At 66.2% G+C, this 17,797-nt stretch carries 13 protein-coding genes; 4 read left to right on the forward strand and 9 right to left on the reverse strand.

Annotated elements, in window-relative coordinates; genetic code table 11:
* Window positions 1-23: 23 nt before the first annotated feature.
* Both Poly30_RS15865 and Poly30_RS15870 read left to right on the forward strand, forming a co-directional pair.
* A complete protein-coding gene (locus tag Poly30_RS15865) occupies window positions 24-1,070 on the forward strand; it encodes an NAD-dependent epimerase/dehydratase family protein (RefSeq protein WP_145199094.1) in 1,047 nt (348 codons plus the stop codon).
* A gap of 47 nt (window positions 1,071-1,117) precedes the next feature.
* Window positions 1,118-2,857 carry an alpha/beta hydrolase-fold protein gene (locus Poly30_RS15870; RefSeq protein WP_145199097.1) on the forward strand — a complete coding sequence of 580 codons (1,740 nt, stop codon included), beginning with the start codon at window positions 1,118-1,120 and terminating at the stop codon, window positions 2,855-2,857.
* A gap of 87 nt (window positions 2,858-2,944) precedes the next feature.
* Here the strand turns inward: Poly30_RS15870 and Poly30_RS15875 are convergent, their stop codons facing one another.
* Window positions 2,945-4,954 (reverse strand): ATP-binding protein, encoded by a 2,010-nt coding sequence (locus Poly30_RS15875; protein WP_145199100.1) that lies wholly within the window; start codon window positions 4,952-4,954, stop codon window positions 2,945-2,947.
* Between the two features lie 200 nt (window positions 4,955-5,154).
* On the opposite strand from Poly30_RS15875, the gene Poly30_RS15880 reads away from it, so the two are divergent.
* Entirely contained in the window at window positions 5,155-6,147 is a 993-nt protein-coding gene (locus Poly30_RS15880; protein ID WP_145199103.1) for a nuclear transport factor 2 family protein, read from the forward strand.
* Window positions 6,148-6,156: 9 nt separating this feature from the next.
* On the opposite strand, the gene Poly30_RS15885 is transcribed toward Poly30_RS15880, so the two are convergent.
* The 6 genes from Poly30_RS15885 to Poly30_RS15910 form a co-directional block, all read right to left on the reverse strand.
* Window positions 6,157-7,824, reverse strand: coding sequence for an aryl-sulfate sulfotransferase (locus Poly30_RS15885; protein WP_145199106.1), 1,668 nt, complete (start codon window positions 7,822-7,824; stop codon window positions 6,157-6,159).
* 18 nt (window positions 7,825-7,842) lie between these two features.
* Complete coding sequence (locus Poly30_RS15890; protein ID WP_145199109.1) at window positions 7,843-9,150, reverse strand: hypothetical protein; 1,308 nt, start codon at window positions 9,148-9,150, stop codon at window positions 7,843-7,845.
* A gap of 65 nt (window positions 9,151-9,215) precedes the next feature.
* Window positions 9,216-10,007: a hypothetical protein gene (locus Poly30_RS15895; RefSeq protein WP_145199112.1), complete on the reverse strand. Its 792-nt coding sequence runs from the start codon at window positions 10,005-10,007 to the stop codon at window positions 9,216-9,218.
* Between the two features lie 92 nt (window positions 10,008-10,099).
* Complete coding sequence (locus tag Poly30_RS15900; protein WP_145199115.1) at window positions 10,100-10,633, reverse strand: hypothetical protein; 534 nt, start codon at window positions 10,631-10,633, stop codon at window positions 10,100-10,102.
* Window positions 10,634-11,013: 380 nt separating this feature from the next.
* Window positions 11,014-11,310, reverse strand: coding sequence for a hypothetical protein (locus Poly30_RS15905; RefSeq protein WP_145199118.1), 297 nt, complete (start codon window positions 11,308-11,310; stop codon window positions 11,014-11,016).
* Window positions 11,311-11,342: 32 nt separating this feature from the next.
* Window positions 11,343-11,720 (reverse strand): transposase, encoded by a 378-nt coding sequence (locus tag Poly30_RS15910; RefSeq protein ID WP_145199122.1) that lies wholly within the window; start codon window positions 11,718-11,720, stop codon window positions 11,343-11,345.
* Window positions 11,721-12,236: 516 nt separating this feature from the next.
* On the opposite strand from Poly30_RS15910, the gene Poly30_RS15915 reads away from it, so the two are divergent.
* Window positions 12,237-14,774: a bifunctional serine/threonine-protein kinase/formylglycine-generating enzyme family protein gene (locus Poly30_RS15915; RefSeq protein WP_145199125.1), complete on the forward strand. Its 2,538-nt coding sequence runs from the start codon at window positions 12,237-12,239 to the stop codon at window positions 14,772-14,774.
* Window positions 14,775-14,808: 34 nt separating this feature from the next.
* Here Poly30_RS15915 and Poly30_RS15920 read toward each other — a convergent pair whose 3' ends face one another.
* A complete protein-coding gene (locus Poly30_RS15920) occupies window positions 14,809-15,387 on the reverse strand; it encodes an ECF-type sigma factor (protein WP_419190245.1) in 579 nt (192 codons plus the stop codon).
* 120 nt (window positions 15,388-15,507) lie between these two features.
* Entirely contained in the window at window positions 15,508-17,739 is a 2,232-nt protein-coding gene (locus Poly30_RS15925; RefSeq protein WP_145199131.1) for a M1 family metallopeptidase, read from the reverse strand.
* Window positions 17,740-17,797 lie beyond the last annotated feature (58 nt).

Genomic DNA, 17,797 nt, shown 5'->3' on the forward strand with positions numbered 1-17,797 from the left:
CGGCTCTGGCTGGACCCGATTCGATGAAGGCACTGGTGACAGGCGGGGGCGGCTTCCTGGGAGGCGCCGTGGTTCGCGCGCTCGTGGCGCGCGGTGATACGGCCGTGTCGATCTCGCGCGGGCACTACCCGGCCCTGGAAGAACTCGGCGTCCCGTCGATCCAGGCGGATCTCGGCGCGGGCCCGGGGCCGATCGTGAGCGCGCTCACGAACCACGACATCGACACCGTGTTCCACTGCGCAGCCAGGCCAGGCGTCTTCGGCCCCGCCGCCGACTACGAGTACGCGAACGTCACCGCGACGAAGCACGTGATCGCCGCGTGCCTGGCGGCGGGCGTGCCGCGTCTCGTGTTCACGTCGTCGCCCAGCGTCGTGTTCGATGGGACGAGTCACCGGGACGCAGGCAGGGACCTGCCCTACCCCGAGCGCTATCTGGCGCACTACCCGAGAACGAAAGCCGAAGCGGAGCAGCTGGTGCTCGCGGCCAACGGGCAGTGCGCGGGCGAAGAGGCGCGGGTCCTCGCCACCGTCGCGCTCAGGCCCCACCTGATCTTCGGCCCGGGCGACCCGAATCTCCTGCCGAGACTGCTCGCGCGCGCCGACGCGGGCAGGCTGCGCATCGTCGGGCCGCTCGACAGCGAGGTCAGCCTCAGCTACGTCGACAACGCCGCCGAGGCGCACCTGGTGGCCGCCGATGCTCTCGTGGAGCGCGGAGCCAGGGCGGACTGCGCGGGCCGCGCGTACTTCATCAACAACGTGGAACCCGTGCGGCTCTGGGACTGGATCAACCGCGTGCTGGAAGCCACGGGACGCCCGCCGGTCACGCGCCGTGTCTCCGCCTCGCTCGCGTACGCCGTGGGCGCGGCGATGGAGGGCGCCTGGAGGCTCGTCGGAGCCAGGAGCGAGCCGCCGATGACGCGGTTCGTGGCGAAGCAGCTCTCGACCTCGCACTCCTACGACATGACGCCGTTCGTGCACGATACCGGCGGTCGGTACGTCGAGCTCGTCGACATCGACGAGGCGACGGAGAACGCCTGCCGTGCTCTGAAGTCGAACGCGAACGGCAGCTGATCCCGCGCGTTTCGGCGCGCGGCGGGTGCTGCGCTACACTGGGCGGCATGATCGGAACGATTTGCCTCCTCGCGTGCGCGCTCGCTGCGCCTGTCACGTCTGCCTCTGCTGCACAGGAACCCCAGGGGACGCTCGAGGTCCTCGTGGCGTTCCCCAAGAGCTTGCGTGCGGACCCCGTCGACGGGCGCGTCCTGCTTCTCTTCTCCACCAGCGGTGAGAAAGAACCACGCTTTCAGATCAGCGGGAACGTCGACAGCGCCCAGATCTTCGGGGTCGACGTGAACGGGCTGTCGGCCGGCTCCACCGTGCGTTTCGATGACGCGGCCTTCGGATACCCGCTGCCGAAGCTATCCGCACTGCCGCCGGGTGACTACACCGTTCAAGCGGTGCTGCACGTCTACGAGACGTTCCGGCTGGCCCATGGGGCCACGGTGCAGCTCCCGATGGATCGCGGCGAAGGACAGCACTGGAACCTCGCGCCAGGCAACCTCTACAGCACGCCGCAAAAGGTGACGATCCAGACCGCCGGCGACGCAAGGACGATCACCGTGGAGTTCGACCAGATCATCGCTCCGATCGAGCCGCCGAAGGACACGAAGTACATCCGGCACGTGCGGATACAGAGCGAACGACTGTCGGAGTTCTGGGGGCGCCCGATGCACCTTGGCGCGCACGTCCTCGTGCCAGAGGGCTTCGACGAACACCCCGACGCGCGCTATCCGGTGATGATCTTCCACGGGCATTTCTCCTCGGACTTCGGCGGCTTCCGCCCGGAGCCGCCTGATCCGGACCTCGAGCCCGACTTCGCCGCGCGCTTCGGCGTCGCGGGCTACAACCGGATCCAGCAGCAGGAGGCCCATGACTTCTACAAGCTCTGGACCTCGGACGGCTTCCCCCGGTTCCTGATCGTGGAGATCCAGCACGCGAACCCGTACTACGACGACTCGTACGCCGTCAACTCGGCGAACCTCGGCCCCTACGGTGATGCCATCACCTATGAGCTCCTCCCCCATCTCGAGGCGCAGTTCCGCGGCATCGGCAAGGGCTGGTCGCGCTTCCTTTACGGCGGCTCGACCGGCGGCTGGGAAGCGCTGGCCGTCCAGGTGTTCTACCCCGACGAGTACGGCGGATGCTTCGCGGCTTGCCCGGACCCGATCGACTTCCGCGCGTTTTGCCTCGTCGACCTCTACGGGGACGAGAACGCTTATGAGCGCCGCGGGCCCTTCGGCAGGATCGAGATTCCTGCCCACCGCGACTCCCTCGGTCAGGTCAACGGCACGATGCGCATGAGCAACCACATGGAGCTGGCGCTGGGCACGAAGAGCCGCTCCGGCGACCAGTTCGACATCTGGGAAGCGGTCTACTCGCCCGTCGGACCCGACGGCTATCCCGCGAGAATTTGGGACAAGCTCACCGGAGAGATCGATCCCACGGTCGCCGCCTACTGGCGCGAGCACTACGACCTGCGACACATTCTCGAGCGCGACTGGGCGACGCTGGGACCGAAGCTCGCGGGCAAGATCCACCTCTACTGCGGCGACATGGACAACTACTACCTGAACAACGCCGTCTACCTGATGGAGGACTTCCTGGAGAAGACGACCGACCCGCCCTACGGCGGGGTCGTGGAGTACGGCGACCGCGCGGAGCACTGCTGGAACGGCGACCACGAGAACGGCAACCATCTGTCGCGGCTGCGCTACAACACGATGTACCTTCGAAGAATCCTGGAGCTGATCCGGGAGAACGCGCCGGAGGATGCCGCGCTGGACTTCCTCGGGAAGTAGCCGAATGCCACCGCGAAGAGCTGGGTCTCAGGTCTCGAGCTGGGTCTCGAGTACCGAGATGGGCGAGAGCGAGTTCGGGCCTGGCGGTCAGCCAGCGTCGGATCTCTGCTGCTCGGTGACCTGGCCCCAGCGCGCACAGGCTCCCACCAGATCGGCGAACCGAAGCGGCTTCGTCAAGTAGTCATCGCATCCGGCTTCCAGGCACAGCTCGCGATCGCCGCTCATGGCGTTGGCGGTCAAGGCGACGATCGGCACCGCGCACCCGCGCTGGCGAAGCCTCCTGGCCGCGCCGTACCCGTCGAGCCTGGGCATCTGCATGTCCATCAGGATGACGTCGAAGCCCAGCGAGCCAGCCTGGACTCCGGAACCGTACCCGGCCGCCTCGACGGCGGCGATCCCGTCGCCGCAGACCTCGACCTCGGCGCCCGCACGGGTCAGGACGCGCGTGATGAGCCTCTGGTTGTCTCGACCGTCCTCGGCCAGGAGAATGCGAAGGCCGTCCAGCCGGATCGACGGGGCCGCGGGCGCCGCGGCCTCTCGCGGGGCTCGCGGGCCCGCACCTTGCTGAATCTCGACGCTCTCGTCGACACGGAGCGCGAGCGCAAAGGTGCTCCCCACTCCGGCTTCGGAACGGGCCTCGATGGTTCCCCCGAGAAGCTCAGCGAGCCGGGAAGAGATGGTGAGCCCGAGCCCCGTTCCACCGAAGTTGCGCGTCGTCGAGCTGTCGGCCTGCCCGAACGGACGGAAAATGCGCCCAAGCTGCTCGTCGGTCATGCCAATGCCGGTGTCTTGGACCTCGAAGACGAGCTTGCCGCCGACGGCTTCGGGCTGCCAGGAGGCGCGAAGCGTCACACAGCCCTCGTCCGTGAACTTGAGCGCGTTGCCCGCGAGGTTGACGAGGATCTGACGCAGGCGCGACGGATCGGACTCGATGGCCACAGGCAGCGGACCGTTTCGCTCCATCACGAGGTCGACGCCCTTCTCCCGCGCTCGGACGGCGAGGAGCTCGAAGACGTCGTTCAGGAGATCGAACGGTGAGCAGCTCTCGAGGGTGGCCTCGAGCTTGCCCGCTTCAACCTTCGAGAGATCGAGAATGTCGTTGATGAGTCCAAGGAGGCTCTCTCCGTTTCGCTTGATCGTGTCGAGCGCCTGACGAGACGACTCATCGGTCGCCTCCTCCAGCAGAAGTTCGGTGAACCCCAGGATCGCGGACATCGGAGTGCGAATCTCATGGCTCATGTTCGCGAGGAACGCCGACTTGGCGGCGTTGGCGTCTTCCGCCGCCCGCTTCGCGTCGCGGAGTTCCTCCTCGATCTGCTTCATCGCGGTCACGTCCGTTCGGAGGCTCACGATGCCGCCGCCCTTCGTGCGCGTGTCGCTGACTCGGATGGTCCGCGTCCCCAGCTGCTGGAACCACTCCGTCTCGCAGCGCCGATGTTGCTCCAGCCGGTCGGTGACCCAAGTCGCGGGATCGCCGACCTCAGGATGGGTGACCGCGTAGTCCCACAGGACGGCCTCGTAGGGCTCGCCGTCCCGCAGCAGGTGTTCCGGCGTGTCGTAGATCTTCCGGTACTCGTCGTTGCAGAACACGAAGCGATCTTCGCGGTCGTACATCACGATACCTGAGTCCATGGCGTGGATCGCAGCCTGCAGGTGCCCGCGCGTACGCAGGAGTTCCTCTTCGTTCTCCCTCTGCTCGGTGATGTCAGCAAAGATGCCGACGATTCCGATGACCTCGCCGGCTCCGTTGCGGAGTGGCACCTTGCTGGTGTAGATCCAGGTTCGGCGGCCCTCGCTATTGAGCTGCGTCTCCACGATGTGCAGCTTGGGCTTCTCGGACTCGATCACGGCCCGGTCATCGGCTCTGTAGGCCTCGCTCTCCTCGCGAGTCCACGGCAGATCGTAGTCCTGGAGGCCGACGATGGCCGAAGGGGAGGACAGCCCAGCCAGCCCTGCGAAGGCGGCGTTACAACCCAGGTAGCGAGAATCGCGGTCCTTCCAGAAGACCACGAACGGAATCAGCTCCAGAACGAGCGAGAGCAGCTCTTGCTCGACCCCGCTGGGGGTGGAATCATCGAAAGGGGACTGGGTAGACATTCGGCTCCTGATGTCTCAACGAGATCGACCAGCTTCGCGTGGCGACGAGAATCGAATTCCTGCGCCACAGGGAAAATCCCCAAATGAAACGGATTGACCCCTGAACCCTGGCGCTGGGGGATCGGACGAGGGCCCAGGTAGAGTGGGGCTCTCCCGAAGCGGGCGGGGCTCCGTCCGTTCCACCACCTGCCCCCCCTCCCATGCACGCCCTGATCCTGGTACTCCCCGCTCTACTTCTCCTTGGCGTTGCCGAGACGCCCGCGACCCAGGAGCCATCCATCACGGACTCCAACGCCCCCCTCCAGTTCGAGGTCGTGCGCCCCGAAGGCATGGCGGCCGGCGTCACCGGTCCGGTACTGGTCGCCCTTCCGCCAGCCGTGGAGCATCGGTCGACGGTCGAGGCCGGCCTTCCGCTCGACTGGCTGGAGGAAGCGCTGCGCCTCCGCTGGACGGTGATCATCCCGACGACCCCAGCCGCCGAAAGGACGCCCGACGGATCCAACCTCCCCGCGCTGATCGAACTCCTCGATCACGTGGTAGAGCGATTCTCCGTGGAGGGAGGCCGCGTTCACCTCGCGGGTATCGCTGACGGGGGGAGCACCGCGTCCAAGCTCGCGCTGGCCCAACCGGACCGGTTCGCTTCGCTCACGCTTCTGCCGACGTTGCCGCCCGGGCTGGACCTCGGGGACATCGGCGGCGTCGGTGGCCTTCCGATCGCCGTGTTCACCGAAGACGAAGGACAGACGCCCGGGAGCCCAACGGCCCGGACGCTCTTCCACACCCTCGAGTCCCTTCGCGTCGCGGACGCCCTACGCGACTTCCACGACGCGGCGTCGAAAGCGGACGGCGAGCGCTACTTCGCCCATTTCGCCGAGGGCGCGATCTACATGGGGACCGACGCCACCGAACGCTGGACGCTGGCCGAGTTCCGTTCGTTCGCGGAGCCCTACTTCTCGAAGGGACGTGGCTGGACCTACGTCGCGAGCGAGCGGCACGTCTACGTGTCCGAGGACGGCCAGACGGCGTGGTTCGACGAGCTGCTCGACAACAGCTCCTATGGCGTCACGCGAGGAACCGGCGTGTTCGTGCGCGGGGCGGACCGCTGGCGCATGGCGCAGTATCACCTGACGATCCCGGTGCCGAACGATCTCGCGAAGACGCTGGTCGAGCTGATCCGCGAGCAGGAGAAGTAGCGAAGTCCGTTACTTCTTCTCTTCGCTCGACGCCTCGGCGCTGGCGCCAAGCGGCGGCGCCTCGCCCGCGGAGTCGGGGATCGCCACGCCCGCGTCGCGCAGCGCCTGGATCTCAGGTGCGTCGGCCCCGTAGCGCAGGACCCGGAAGAGCGCTCTCTTCATGCGGTCGGCGTCTGGATCCTCCAGGTTCGGCCCGAGGAGCTCCAGATCGTTCTGCCACTCCCAGACGGTCTCGCCTTCCTGGGTGACCTCGAAAACGCGGCCATCCGGACCGCTGCAGATCAGCGTGTTCCCGTTCGGCAGCCGCTGGACCCCGGAGATGAACGGCGCGTGGAAGGAGTGAACCTCCTTCGCCTGGTAGCTCCACTCGTACTGCACCGGACCGAACGGCTGCCCTTCCATTCGAACGTACGTCCCGTTCTCGTCCCGCGGCGCCCACCACTCCACGATGCTCGACCACGGCCGCGGCCTCGCACCGTTGTTGAACACGAGCAGGTTGCCCTCCCCTAGGTAGCCCTTCGGGATCCACTGCACGTTGTGCTGCCCCATGAAGCGGCGCTCGCTCCAGCGCCCCATTCCGTAGGCGAATGCGTTGCCGAAGCGGTAGAGCAGATCCCCCGCTGGCCCAGCGGCTTCTTCGGTGGTCGTGGCGTGGTCGATGATCCAGATCTCGTCGAAGCGACGGCTGCTGATCGCGATCTGGTCGAGTTCGGCGTTGTAGGCCACCGCGTTGAAGTGCGTCCAGTCAGCATCGCGGACGCGATCCTTGCGGGCCTTGTCGGCGGCCTCCTTCGCCGCCTTCGCCGGGTCGACTTCGGCTTCAGGCTCGCTCTCGGCTTCCTCTGGCTCGGGCTCCGGATCGGCGCCTCCGTAGCCAGCCGCTTTCATCTGCGCGGCGAGGTCCGCCTCCTCTTTCTTGCTCGGCGGCTTGGGATCGCGCTCGCCATTGATGTCGATCCTACCTGGATGATCCGCCGGCTCGCCGTAGCCCACGAGTTCACGATCGTAATTCTGGACGAGGTGGTCCTGCGTGTGCCATGACCACACGATCTCACCTCCCACGGGCCGCGTGGGCCGCACCTCGTAGATCGCCCCCGACCACCACTCGGCGCCCTCCAGAAGCTCCGGATCGCGGCCCGCAGCGAGCGCGTCCTCCCGCGTATTCCGGTCCCACGCGACGAAGAGCACGTGGCCATTCGGCAGCTCCTCGATGTCGTGGTGCTGGAGCCCCTGATCGTTGTCCCAGAGAAACTCCCAGAGGATCTCCCCATGCGGCCCGAACTCGAAGACCCCGCCCCCGAAGCCGCCCGCGTCCTGAAACGTCGGGTGATCGGCCACTTCCCGGCATCGGAGCAGCGTCCCCCGGGTCGTGAGGTAGCAGGACTCTCCGGCCATCTCCGGGCTATCCCAGTGATGGACCTCGTTCCCCGCCATGTCGAGCAGGTGCGTTCGCTTCGAGCTGATCGGAGCCACGAGCGTGAACCCAGGGAACGGCGCGCTGTCCTCCTGCGCAGGTCGCTCCGGGGGAGGCACGAGCGCCGGAGACCCAGCAGCTCCAGCAGACCCGCCACCTTCGCCCGGGACCGCCGCGTCCCGTGTGCAGCTGGCGATCCAGCCGGTCGACAGTAGCACGGGAAGGATCAGGAGAGCGGGAACGACCCGTGCGGACGCATTCATGGGGACCGACGCTGTGCGTCAGGGGCAGAAGGTGATGGAGAGCGCGTTCGTCGTATTGGAACCGGCTCCAGCACCGGAGTCTCGGTACCAGGCCTGAAAATGCCAGCTCGATCCCGGCGTCACGGCCATGGGGCCGATGCCCAGCGGCGCGGCCGTCACGTCGATGGGAAACCGCATGACCCCGAGGTTGTTCGCGGTGACGGGGATCGGGAGCCGCGTGAGCGCGCCGCCGACACAAAGCTGACCGTTGCCGATCGTTCCCATCGCCGTCTGCGGACCATAGAAAACGAGGCCAGCAGCAAAATCCGGGACGCGCTGCACCAGAAGGCGGAGCTCATTCTCGGCCAACGAAGGACTTCCCACCGCCGACAGCTGGGCTCCCGTACCGACGCTGTTCGCGAGTCCCTCGCAGTACGGCTGGATCGGCGGGCACGCGCGCACCTGATCGAGGTAGTCGACCAGGCTCGTGAGCGAAACGTCGACAGCCGAAGAGGCATCCGCCCAGCCGATCTGGGCACCCACGTGAATATGCCCGGCGGCGATGCACCAGTCTGGCTGCGAGGGATCCGCATGCCGCGCCTGGTACCAGACTCCCTGGTACGCGATGAACTCGCTCAGGTAGCCGCCGCCTCCCTGGGTGTAGCAGATGAACGCGTTGAGGCCGAGGCCCGACGCATCGATGTCGTCGACGATCTCCTGCATCGGCAGAGCAGACAGACGCGTGGCATGGGAGGCGACCGTCGAGTCCGGCGGGGCGGGCGTGGGCTGGCGTGGCGCGACGAAGTCATCGATCCAGAACGAGTAGTTGAACTGATTGGACTCGACCTCCCATTCACGGAAGGCGCCGCCGCGGCTGAACGTGATGATGGCGATCGGGCGGTGGATGTCCGTGATGCGCGCGAAGTCGGCCGTCGTGTCCTGGTAGTCCACCTCCAGGTCGCCGAAGCCCTTCCCACAGTTGCTGCAGTTCGGATTGTTGAACTCGGGGAAGTACGAGACGACGTCGTAGCCGCGCCCCATCCAGTCGGAGCCGACCCAGCCGCCGGGGTTCTTCGTCGGGTTCTGGCTGAAGCGGCGCACGGACTCGTTCGTGGGCGGCCAGTAGCCGGTGAGCAGAATGACCGGGCGTGCGCCGCGGCGAGCTTCAACGGCGTCCGTGGCTCCGAGCCATGGCTCGCTCGGTTCGGCCGGAGCGGCGCGCTCGGTGGAAGATGGGCTCGGGCCGGACCGCGTGACCGTGGCGTGGGCGCGCTGGGGCGCGGCGGCGGCCGTCCCCGACAGCGCGAGCAGTAAAGCGAGCGGCGAGATTCGTTGGATGGAAAGCATGGGGCCAGGATAGCAGGGATCCGATTTCCCCACGACCTGGCCCCTTCGGGCCCGGCCACCGTCCCTCAGCCGAGCGGCTTACCACCGAGGAAACCTCTCCAGGCGTTCTCGCCCGCATGCCGCGCAAGATCCAGGATCGAAGCTCCCTCCAGCCGTTGAGGAGCAGGCGCCCGTTCAAGGCGCCGCCGCCGCTCCCTGGGCGAATGAAGGACGTCGTCCGGCCCGTAGTCGATCTGGCGACGCGGCGACCGTCGCGCCTTCAGGAAATTCACGGCGAGGTACATCGGCTGCGCGGCCACGGCGGCCCGCGAAAGCTCGAGCCAGAAAGGAGAACGGCTGTCCCGCTCGAACTTCCAGAACGCCTGCTCGGCGAAGCTGAAGAAGTTGGCCGAATCGGGTTCGCCTCCGAGCGATACGCCCTCCCGTTCGCCGTCACCCGTGGCGCTCTCCTCCGGCGCAGCCCGCACCGCAAGGTCCATTCGAACGAAGCCCTGAAACGCTCCGAAGAGCTCTGTGAGCGGATCGACTCCGGCGAGTTCACCGGCTGCGTTTGCGGCTCGTTCGACGAGATCTGCGAAGCCCATCATCAACCGGGGATCGAGGCCGAGCCCGCGCTCCTCCCACGCGCGCTCATCGAAGTGATGGGTCGCGACGCCGCGACCGAGATCGGCATCACCTGCGAGACGGCGAGCGGCCCATCCGCGGGTCAGCGTTCGTGACCGCAGTGTGGAAGTGACCTCGTCGAAGACAGCACGTGCCTGCGGATCGGATGTCCCTCCCTTGACGGCGGACTCGATCCCGTGGAAGAAGCGCATCCCGAAGTAGGTGCGATCGTCGAGGGTATTCCGAGCGCGCATGGTTTCGATTCGCCCCAGTCGCTTCGCCAGCGCCTGGGAGATGGGCGAAGCGGCCTGCGCGATCGATGGGAGAAGCGTCGAGCTGCCCATGCCTAGACCGCCTGCAGGAGTGAGGGCCGCGTGACCTGCACCCTGGCTTCGATGCGGATTGGCTGCTCGAATCCCCCCGGGGCGCTGTAGAAGTCCACGACCTTTCCATCCGCGTCAGCGATCTGGAAGGAGTACGTGGGATGCATCATGTAGAGGCCTCCCACCAAGATGTGCTCGGCGCCCGCGACCACGGTGAAGTGTTCTCCGTCGAAGGTCTGCCTGAGCACTCGATCCATGAAGCGCTGAACGGCCGCCTGATCCCCCCAGCGGTCCTCCACGTCGAGGTCGTACTCAGCGCGCTCCTCCTCGGGGATCGAGCCGAGGTGGGCCTCGTAGTTCTCGATGCAGTCCGCGGCGACCACCGCGGGCAATGGCAATTCGGTCAGGGTGAAGTGACGAGGCAGTCGTTCGTAGGCATCCCGGCTGATCTCGAACTCCGGCCGAAACTCCGGCTTCGGCGAGAATCCCTTCTCGGTGTCGGTCGAGATGAGGAGCGTGGCGGTGGCAGTGGCTTTGTCGGTGATGTGTTGTTTCATGAGGTGACCTCCGTGGGTTCACCCAACCGAACGGGTGAGAGCGTGAAATCCCGCCATGAACTTCTTGGGTCTTCAGCAGATTCTGTGGGCCAGAAGCGCCGCAGCCATGATGAAACCGCGGGGCGCTGCGCCTCGAGTTGAATCCGCTGGACTTCGCTCGACTCCGGAACTCCTGCCAATGCAACCAAGGAAGCGGAGGAGGCGGGAGGGTCGAGGGGGCGCGGCGCCCATGTGAGGGATGGAGGGATGGAAGTACGCGAGCTTGGGCCTGGCCTCCGCCTTGAGAGACGTAGGCAAGAAGTCGAGTCACGGAGGCGAAGAGTGCAAGTCGCGAAGCCGTCCCGCAACGGGTCGCCCCGGAGGCACCCCGGAGGCGCGAGCTACGCCTGAAGAGCCCCGGTGACACGCGGGAGGTCGTGGATCGTGAGCAGTCCCTTGCCCCCACCCTTCGTCCAGCCGACTCGCAGGAGCCAGCTCTGCGCCTCCACGCTCACGCAATCGACCTTGGACGCCCCCCGCCGTTCCACAAAGCCGCCAAACGACATCGCGCTCGAACAAGGATCCAGAATCCCCAACCCGAGCCCGTGGTGCACATCGTTCCTCAGCACGTACTTCAAAACGTTCCGCATCTGCGTCGGCGACGTGATCACCTCCAGATGGAAGCGCTCTGCAAACACGCTCCCTCGCCTCACCCGCCCCCAAAGCCGGTTCAGCCCCAGAGCCGGTTCAGTCCCAACCCGGTATTCAAACTCGCCATCCCCTTCGAAAGGTCACCGGAGTTCTCCGCCTCCACGATCAAGTGCACGTGGTTGCTCATCACCGAGAACTCCACGATCCGAACCAGCTCGCCCTGATTCACGCGCGCAATCGCCGCCCTCAGCACCGCCATCTCTTCTTTCTTCCGAAGGGACCGAAACCCCCTCTTCAGCTTGATGGTGACATGCGCCACACCGCCCTTCATCTCTTCCCGACTCCCATGGGCCACCCGAGAATCCTTCGTCCTCTTCGGCCCACGACGCTTCTTAGGCACCGCAAAACCAAACACGGCCTGCAAAACAACCGCCCTCCCCATGCGCGCTTTCGCCATGCAAAATCATAGCCAAAACGATCCAATCCATCAACCCCAAATACCCTCCAAACTACACTTTGAAGACCAAACTCGGCACTCTAGCCAAATTCCCCATCCGCCCTGAAACCGTATACTCGGCAGACCTTTCCCACCGGCCGACTCGCACTCCGCGCCCCCGAACCTCTCACTCTTGCCTCCCCGTCACAAGGCGTGGGCCAGGGCCAAGCTCGCCTCCTCCCACCTATCCATCCCTCCCAAGGCCGCCGCGCCTCCCAAGCTCCCGCTCCCTCCGCTTCCTTGGTTGTCTTGGTAGCAGCCCTTCAGCCCATCAGCCCATCAGCCCATGAGCCCGACAGCCCGACAAACTGTCCCCAAACTCCAAGACAGTCACGATCACTGAGTCGCTTCCCACCCACAGATTCTGCAGAAGAGCCAACTTCTTGAATCCTCCGCGGCACTTCTTGGCAAGACGCGGATGCCAGCGGCTCCCCTTTTGTGCATAACGGTGCCGTGGGACCGGAGACGTGGCAGCGCATGGAATCTCTCTTCGAACAGCTCGCCGAGCTGAGCGAGGAGGAGCGCGTCCAGCGACTTGACGTCGAATGTCGCGACGATCTGGAGCTCCGCGAGGCTCTGGAGAAGATGTTCCGAGCCATGGACATCGAGGATCAATTCCTCGTCTCCCCCGTGAAGGCCGCGCCGAAAATCGTCCTACCGCAGCAGCTCGGTGAGTTCGAGCTGCTGGAGGAAGTCGGACGCGGCGGCATGGGCGTGGTCTATCGCGCTCGGCAGGCCAGGCTGGGAAGAACCGTGGCTCTCAAGGTGCTGTCGCACTCGGTGCTCCAGACGACGCGGCAGCTGGAACGATTCCGACGGGAAGCGCGGGCTGCTGCCAGGCTCACTCACCCGGGCATCGTCACGATCCACGCGGAGGGAACGGTCGACGACGTTCACTTCTTCACCATGGAGTACGTCGCGGGGCCCAGCCTGGACGATCTCTTGAGAGCTCGTAGGCATCTCGAGAAGCGCCAATGGCCGGTGGAGAGCGCCGCACTCGAGCACCCCGCGGGGATCGCAGGCCTGATCGCCGGGGTGGCAGACGCGCTGCAGGCGGCGCACGACGCCGGTGTCGTTCATCGAGACGTCAAGCCGAGCAACCTTCTGATGGCGCCTGGCGGGATGCTCAAGCTGAGCGATTTCGGCCTGGTGCTCGATCAGCAGGAAGCCTCGATGTCGTACGCCGGCGAGGTGTTTGGCACGCCCCACTACATCAGCCCCGAGCAGGCCGAGGGGCGCACCGAGGAAGTGGACCGGCGCACCGATGTCTACTCCCTGGGCGTCGTGCTCTACGAACTCCTGACCGGCAGCCGACCGATCGAAGGCGAGTCGGCGATCGAGGTTCTCCGGGGGGTCGTGGAGCGCGAGCCGCGCGCGGTGCGCAGCGTGAACCGGAACGCACCGCTCGACCTCGCGATCATCTGCGAGGTCGCGATGGCCAGGCGGCCTTCCGATCGCTATCAGAGCGCGGCTGACATGGCTGCAGACTTGCGGCGCGCGCTCCACCTCGAGCCGATCCTTGCTCGTCCGCTGCCGCTCGCGAGAAAGATGGCCCGCTGGGTCCGGAGAAATCGATCGTCCATCACCGCCGCGTCCATCACCGCCATGGCCGTGATCGCCCTCGCCATGACGTTTCGAGAAGCAGCGCGACGACTGGAGATCGCCGGTCTGGTCGCGAGCGTCGACGACTACCTGACGATGGACGACCGCGAAGTGGAGGAGCTTCCAGCCCTGAGGAATCTCAGCGCCGCCGTCGTCGGACTCGGCGAGCTGACCTCCGCTTTGAGTTCGTCCGATCGGGAGGCGCTGGAGAAGGCGCTCCGGCACCTGGACGCGGCCACCGAAAGGAGGGCTTCCCGGGGTGAGGAAGAGGTCCTCGAGGCGGTTCAAGAACCCAGGGGATTGGAACCCTGGCGTACGCCCACGGCGCGCATCGTGAGGGGGACCACCGTCGTGCTGGAAATGAACGAGATTCGTCGCCAGGTGGGACTGGCCGAGCTTGTGATCGAGGACCATGCCGACAAGCGATGGGAGATCGACGCGCCGGGGGGTGTCGTCTGGCTGCAGGAGTTCGATTCCCTCACGGGCATCCCTGGCCCCGCGATCCAAATGGGCCCCTCCCCGGCCAGGTTCTCCACGCCACCAGGCCACTACCTCGTGTCCGTTCGCGTGGAGGACCGTATCGTCGCGGAGTTCGATCGCATCGCGTGGGTCACGAGCGACGCATTTCGCCTCTCACCACCGTCGGTCGAGGACGAGCGGGCAAACACCGACGAGATGGTGCTGATCGAGCCCGTACCCGTGACCTATTCAGCGGAGGATGGCACGGTGGCTCACCTCGCCGGGATCGAGTTCCACCTCGCCCCGTACTGGATCGACAAGTACGAGGTCACGAACGGTGAGTACGCGGAGTTCGTGAAGGCCACCGGCCATCGGCCCCCTCTCCTGTGGCGAGATTCCGCGAACTGGGATCCGACCCTCCCGAAGACGCCGGCGAACTACCGCGAGGACTGGGACGAGCTTCCCGTGGTCTGCGTGATGCCCTCCGACGCCCAGGCCTACGCCGAATGGCGAGGCAAACGCCTCCTGACCTACGCCGAGTGGCTCTACGCTGCTCGAGGCCCGCGAGGACGAATCTATCCCTGGACCGATGACCGGACGGTCGCCGACTACCTGGGCAATTGTAACCAGCGAATGGTGCCGACCCCGGAGGTCACGCCTCTCCTCACGATGTACCTCGGCGCTGTCGCCCCCGCTCGATCCCACCCGGAAGCCGCCACCGAGGACGGTGTCTACCACCTGCTGGGGAACGTGGACGAGATCAACGGGTCTCTCTTCATCACCGACTCCATGGAAGGCCATTTCGAATGCAACCCGAAGGAGCGATTCAAGTCGGGGGGGTCGTGGCTAGCCGGTTCCTTCAAGTACACCCTCCCTGCCTCTCACTCCCCCATCCAGGATGGTCCCGAGTTCGTCACCCATCGCATCGGGTTCCGGTGCGCCCGCAGCCAGTAGAGGTCACCTGGACCGGCGGATCACTGCTCTCCCATCAGTGCTCGCCCATTTGGGATCGCAGGAACACGCGCACCGTCTTCCATTTGCGCTCCAGCGTTCGCACCGACAGGCCGACGGCCTCGGCCGTCTCCTCCACGCTGGCGCCAGCGAAGAAGCGAAGTTCGATGGCCTGGGCCATCTGCGGATCCCTCTTCGCCAGCTCCGTCAGCTGGAAGTCGAGCGCCTCGATGTCCTCGGCGGATTCCTCGAAGGAAGCCAGCACGGAATCGAGCTCCACACGAACCCCGCTGCTCGCTCGCTTGCCCGCGCTCTTTTTCCTGGCATGATCGACCAGCAGATTCCTCATGACGCGGGCCGCGACGGAGAGAAAGTGGGTCCGATCCGAGAGCGGTTGCTCGGAGGCCGCCATCACCCGTAAGTAGGCCTCGTTCACGAGGGCCGTGGGCTGCAGCGTGTGCTCGGCCGGCTGACCCGACATGGCCCTCTCCGCCATCGCACGTAGCTCGTTGTAGAGCACGATGAACAGATCGTTGCCAGGATCCGCCGGGACGGACCCCTGACCGGGTTCCTCTTCGGGATTCCCGTCAGATGAATGAGGCGACGTGTCGAGCATGGCAGGGAGTGGGCGGATCGCCTCCATGATAGCCGATCCCGCCAGATAGGGAGGGCCTCGATCCAGCGGCTGGGCGTCCAGGGCGGTGCAAGCGCCGTTACCGCAGTCACCCCAACATGACTACTCGGATTGAGGCACGGTCTTGCGAATCTGCTCCAGTTTCTCCAGGACGGCCGGGGAGGTCTCCCGCTGTTCCATCTGTAGAAAAAGCTCGAGTTCATCCGCCCCGGGGATCCAGTCCCCCTGGGCAAAACGCTGCAGCAGACTGTGCAGCGCTGCCCGCCGGACCAGCGGGCTCAAATCCTCGGCGGCGGCCTGCTTGAGCGCGAGGTTGCAGGCTGGTCCCTGGAATCGCATCCACTGCGTCGTCCGTTCCCGAAGTGACGGCTCGGGGCTCATCCGAAGGATCCGGATCAGCGCCGCACGCGCTTCCTCGCTCGTCGCGCTCAGCTCGTCGAGACGCGGAAGAGCACGCGCGCGGTCGATCGAAGAGCGCGACAATGAGCCCTGGGCGATCCAGGACGCATCGTCTTTCTCGATCGAAAAGCTGGCGAGGACCACGCCCTCGGGGTCGATCGCGACGTCGACCACTCGATCGTCCAGCGGGACGATCACAAGGTTCGTCTTCTTGTCGATCACGAGTTCCTCGAACCGGACGATGCCTCCGGCGAAGTGCACCTCGATCGGCAGGGAGACCCGGAAGAGCGGTCCCGGCTGGACCTGGTCGACCACGATCCCGAGGGACTCCCCCACGCCCTTCACGCTGCGCCTCTGGAACCGGATGTGGAGCTCGGGAACCGTCACGCGCCCGGTCCACTGCGCGATCTCGGGACCGATGTCGAGTCCGGTGAGCGAGAGGCAGAGCCGGCGGAAGTCCTCGACCGTCACGAGCCGACCGGTGTCCCGGCCGACGAATGCCTGAATCAGCCTCCAGAACGTTTCCTCGCCCAGTCGAGCGCGGAGGATGCGCAGGACCCAGGCAGCCCGCTCGGCCATCTCTTCGCGCGCCAGCGCCACGACCACGCCCTCCGAGGACTCGACCACGAGCCGCTCCTCCGACCGACGGATCACGGAATCGCGGAGTGAATCCCACTCCAGCTCCACCTCGGGAAGGCCCCGTACGCGGGACTCGTAGTCGAGTTCGAGGGTCAGTGCCAGGCCGTCGAGGAGCCACCGATGCCGCTCCTGTAGAGGAGCTAGCCAGGCGCCGAACCACTTGCGCGCGGCGCCGCGTGCCACCGTTCGCCGGGGTCGCTCGCGGCGATCATCCAGCTCGTCGGCCACGCTCGGAAGCTCCGTCGCGTCGATCATCGTCAGGCTCGCTCCGTCCAGCATCAGGGCAGGCAGGTCGGAAAGCACCGCCTGGTCGTAGCGGGGGAACGGAAACGGTCGGCCCAGCTTGCGGGTGAAGTACTCGAGGACCGCCGTGGACTCACCGAAGGTCCGCTGGGCCGTCTCGGGGTCCGTCCCCGCCGGCAGGTGGAAGTAGAGTTCGGTCTCTCCCGCTTTGGCGGCGAACGTGTCGAACGCGCCCGCCGCGATCGCCATCGACCGGACCGGGATCTCCGTCAGCGAGCGCCACGTGAAGACTTTCTGCCCCGGTCCCGCCCCGGGCAGCGTATCCACGGCGATCAGGACACCGTTCGCCACGGCGCTGAGGTCGTCGCGCAACACGATCTGGGTGTCCATGGTGGCCAGTTCTCCGGGCGCATCCCAGGTGGGAATCCAGGGCCGCAGGCCGTCAGGGAACGAGCTTCCATGGGCGCTGGGCGCAAACTCTTCGCCGCGCGTGAGCGAGGAGTGATAGCCAGATGCCGGGGTCGCGGAAAACTCGACCTCGATGCTCGCCTCGTCGCCCACCGCCATCGGGGTCTCGAGCGAGATCTCGAGGAAGCCGTCGCGTTCGCGGTAGCCGAGCGCCTGGCCATCGCCCCCGGTGACCTCGCGGATCTCGATCCCTCGGGAGTGCAGCCGGATTCGGTCCGTTCCTGCCCGAAGCGATCGGAACGCGTTCTGAACCGTGCCGACGATGCGGCCTGACTCGAAGTCGAGGGACGCCCTGAGCGCCACGTGGATGAGATCGGCGTCCCGGGTGCCTCCTTGCCATACGGGTTCCATTCCGCCTGCCCGCGCGGGCGAGCCGTCCGGATGGACGCCGAGCGAAGGTGGCGGACTCAGCACGACCGGCGGCTCGCCGGAGAGCGCCGACAATCCCTTGACGGAAGTACCTGGCGGAAGGAAGACGCAACTGGAGCTTCCTGCCATCGCGCCCGCGAGGCAGAAGGGAAGCAGCGAAAGCCGCTTCCACGAACGAGGGAGGGGGCCGGGGCGAGTGGTGCGCGTCGTCGACATACCCGGGACATCATGACGGAGACAGGCGTCGCGCGCACCGGGTTTCCCTGCGGTCAGC

The organism is Saltatorellus ferox (assembly GCA_007751475.1).
GTDB lineage: Bacteria > Planctomycetota > UBA1135 > UBA1135.

What these genes read in the sequence shown, in the direction of transcription:
- Poly30_RS15920 (WP_419190245.1), bottom strand. Translation starts at nt 15,387, where the DNA reads ATGCTCGACACGTCGCCTCATTCATCTGACGGGAATCCCGAAGAGGAA.
- Poly30_RS15915 (WP_145199125.1), top strand. Translation starts at nt 12,237, where the DNA reads ATGGAATCTCTCTTCGAACAGCTCGCCGAGCTGAGCGAGGAGGAGCGC.
- Poly30_RS15885 (WP_145199106.1), bottom strand. Translation starts at nt 7,824, where the DNA reads ATGAATGCGTCCGCACGGGTCGTTCCCGCTCTCCTGATCCTTCCCGTG.
- Poly30_RS15900 (WP_145199115.1), bottom strand. Translation starts at nt 10,633, where the DNA reads ATGAAACAACACATCACCGACAAAGCCACTGCCACCGCCACGCTCCTC.
- Poly30_RS15910 (WP_145199122.1), bottom strand. Translation starts at nt 11,720, where the DNA reads ATGGCGAAAGCGCGCATGGGGAGGGCGGTTGTTTTGCAGGCCGTGTTT.
- Poly30_RS15865 (WP_145199094.1), top strand. Translation starts at nt 24, where the DNA reads ATGAAGGCACTGGTGACAGGCGGGGGCGGCTTCCTGGGAGGCGCCGTG.
- Poly30_RS15870 (WP_145199097.1), top strand. Translation starts at nt 1,118, where the DNA reads ATGATCGGAACGATTTGCCTCCTCGCGTGCGCGCTCGCTGCGCCTGTC.
- Poly30_RS15875 (WP_145199100.1), bottom strand. Translation starts at nt 4,954, where the DNA reads ATGTCTACCCAGTCCCCTTTCGATGATTCCACCCCCAGCGGGGTCGAG.
- Poly30_RS15880 (WP_145199103.1), top strand. Translation starts at nt 5,155, where the DNA reads ATGCACGCCCTGATCCTGGTACTCCCCGCTCTACTTCTCCTTGGCGTT.
- Poly30_RS15890 (WP_145199109.1), bottom strand. Translation starts at nt 9,150, where the DNA reads ATGCTTTCCATCCAACGAATCTCGCCGCTCGCTTTACTGCTCGCGCTG.
- Poly30_RS15925 (WP_145199131.1), bottom strand. Translation starts at nt 17,739, where the DNA reads ATGTCGACGACGCGCACCACTCGCCCCGGCCCCCTCCCTCGTTCGTGG.
- Poly30_RS15895 (WP_145199112.1), bottom strand. Translation starts at nt 10,007, where the DNA reads ATGCGCGCTCGGAATACCCTCGACGATCGCACCTACTTCGGGATGCGC.